At 52.2% G+C, this 2,871-nt stretch carries 1 protein-coding gene; it reads left to right on the forward strand.

The window, feature by feature from the left end:
- Positions 1-1,137: 1,137 nt before the first annotated feature.
- On the forward strand, positions 1,138-2,871 hold a 1,734-nt coding region (locus tag J4G02_21270), incomplete at its 3' end, for an Ig-like domain-containing protein (GenBank protein MCE2397055.1).

Consider the following 2,871-nt stretch of genomic DNA (forward strand, 5'->3'; position numbering starts at 1 on the left):
CAATTGAAACTGTCCGTAATCGTAGGGGTGCCGTCCAGTCTCCCATATTTGGTAGGCGCTGTTTCTAACTGCGCCGATTCGGTATAGCAAATCAGCACATGTCGCCCCGCTGGGGCTTTTGTTGATGGGAGATGCCGCTCGGCTATAAACATATCGCCCCGCTGGGGCTAAAAGACAGGTTTTCCCGCTTCCTCGCCCCCTCGCCTGCTCCCGTTTTCTCCTTTCTCCGTGTAATCCCTAAATCCGCGTTAATCCGTGATTCAGACAAATGGGATATGCTGTCGCTCTAGGGCTGTGTTGGGTTTCGCTGTGGCTCAACCCAACCTACGGGTTATCCCGTTTTTTCGCTTTCCCGCTCCCTCGTCCCCTCGCTCCCTCGTTTTTCCGTTTTCTCCTTTCTCCCCTTTGGTAGGCGCTGTTTTCAACCGCACCTACCGGGAGGCGAAAGCGTCTCTTTTTCTCCCGCTGCGCCTTTGCGTTAAATGTTTCTTCACAACAAATCTGAAACCGACACATCTCTACTTGATCTCTATCCGAGAGCGGATTTTCCATTCCGGCGGTGTTTTCTGTGAAATTTTTCACAAAAAAGTCTTGACAGATTTTTCAATCTGTTGTATCATAAGGCGTCTTTACTTTAACCTAAGTTATTTAGGTTAGGAGTTACGCCTGTAGTTGCCCGTTTCTTAATCCCGCCTATCCCGATTTATCGGGGGTGCCCCTACAAGAACCTTTAAGTAGGTTGAGATGCATATCTCGATGTGGCACATCTACAATAGGGCTATCAAGCGAGCAGTTAAGGGAATCTATTAAAAAAACATGACTTACGCAAATTTAGCACACGGGGTAGATTTTTGATTTTTAACTCCCTAAATCTCCTAACCCCCCTAGCCCCCCTTATCAGGGGGGAATTGTTCGTTTGGCTTATCAGGGGAGGAAACCCTTGTCAGGGGACTTTGGAAAATCAGGGGATTTCTGAACATGCTGTGTAAGTCCTAAAAAAACTGGTTTCATATATTAACATAGGCTGGCACCTTAATAAGAAAAGGGTTCGCCCCAAGTTTAGAAGAAACTGGGTTTTTGAACAAACTCAATTTCTCTATTAAAATATACTGAGTGAGAATTCTCAGGAGGATAAATATGAGTAGCAAGCAGTTGGTTTATTTATTTATGGTATTGGTTGTCTGCTGTTCTGTTGCAGGTGGTATCGCCCACGGGCAGTCTACTGGTACTGTGACATTTAAGGGAACAGTCCTTATTGACGACAGTCCTGCCCCCGGTATTACAATAACAGGGGCGAATTCCGCTGGTATCGCCGGCCTCATTGGGAGTGCTGAATCACGCGAGGATGGCAGCTACACCTACGGATGGCTCTCCTTCAGCGGAGTGGTAAGTGCCGGGGATACGTTTACATTCACTTTGACCGATTCCGAAGGTAACAGCCAAGAGACAGCACCATATACGCTGACGGCTGCTGATACAGCCGTGCCCTTCACAGTAGATCTTGATCTTGTGCCTGTAAGTGCAGGCATTACCGTTCAATCCGGTTTGAGCGCGATCCCTGCTGACGGCACCTCGACATCGACGATAACAGCGATGGTCCGAGATGATAGTGGCAATCCTACCGCCGGCGATACCGTCACCATTTCAGCGGATAAAGGAACCGTGGGCACAACGACAGACAACGGGGACGGCACCTACAGCGCGACCTATACCGCTCCCTCCCTCGCCTTAGCCGCTACCGATACCGCGCAAATCTCCGCGGCATCAGCCCAACTCGGTGAAACGGCGATGACCTCCATCACGTTGACGCCTGTTCCAACGACCGTTACGGTCACCGTTGAACCGAATATCTTCAGCGCAGACACACCGGGCGATGGGATGGTAACAATCAGCGTGGATCGAGCGGGTCCCGTGGCAGATGAGACTGTCACGATTAGCGCGCCTAGCATCGGAACGATAGGCGCAGTGACAAACAATGGCGACGGCACCTACAGCGCAACTTACACCTCCGGCGGGCTCGCAGGACGGGTAACGCTCACCGCAACAGCGACCCAAGCGAACGAGTCGGCGTCCGCGATCATAACCATTAATGCTGGATCACCGGCGACGGTTACAGTCAGTGCAGTCCCGACAGAGCTCTCCAGCACCGGAAGCTCTACAATTACTGCGATGGTCAGCGACAGCAGCGGTAACGAGGTCGGCGGTCAGAGTTTGATCGCTTCCACATCGAGCGGTGGCACCGTAACCGCGTTTACTGAGTCTGCCACTAGGTTTGGCTCATACTCCGCAACCTATACCGCACCCGTGGTTGACGCCGAAGGGACCGAAACGATTACAGTCACAGTCGGTACGATTTCAGGGGAGACCACCCTGCAACTGACGCCTGTTCCGCCCGTCGAGGTCAGTATTCTGAACGTGGAGGGGACGGTCTTCATAGCGGATGGTGAAACCGCTGCGGCCGGTGTCGATGTTGAGATTATGGTCGGGTCAAATACCGCGATGGCTACAACCGATGCCGACGGTTATTTCGTGACATTCCTCGATCTCCTTGCGCCTGTGGCACGCGGCGGCGATCCGGTCTCGATTGTTGTGACCGATGCGAACGACGGGACACACGGTCCCTATACATCCGTGCTCTCAAATGATGAGCTCGGCGAAGGTGGAACTGCGACAGTTAGAAGGGACGTGACGACAGCTATCCCCGTTCCTCCGAGGTCCGTCAATGTTTTGGTGGTCAATGGCGTTGTCTATACAATTGATGGTGAAACTCCCGCCGAGGGAGTTAGCGTGGTCGTGACCGTCGGGTCAAACGCACTTCCGATGACGACAACGGACACGAACGGGTTTTTTGAGCGGACAGCCGTTGGTTTA

The sequence above is a fragment of the Candidatus Poribacteria bacterium genome (assembly GCA_021295755.1).
In the GTDB taxonomy this organism is placed as follows: Bacteria; Poribacteria; WGA-4E; order WGA-4E; family PCPOR2b; genus PCPOR2b.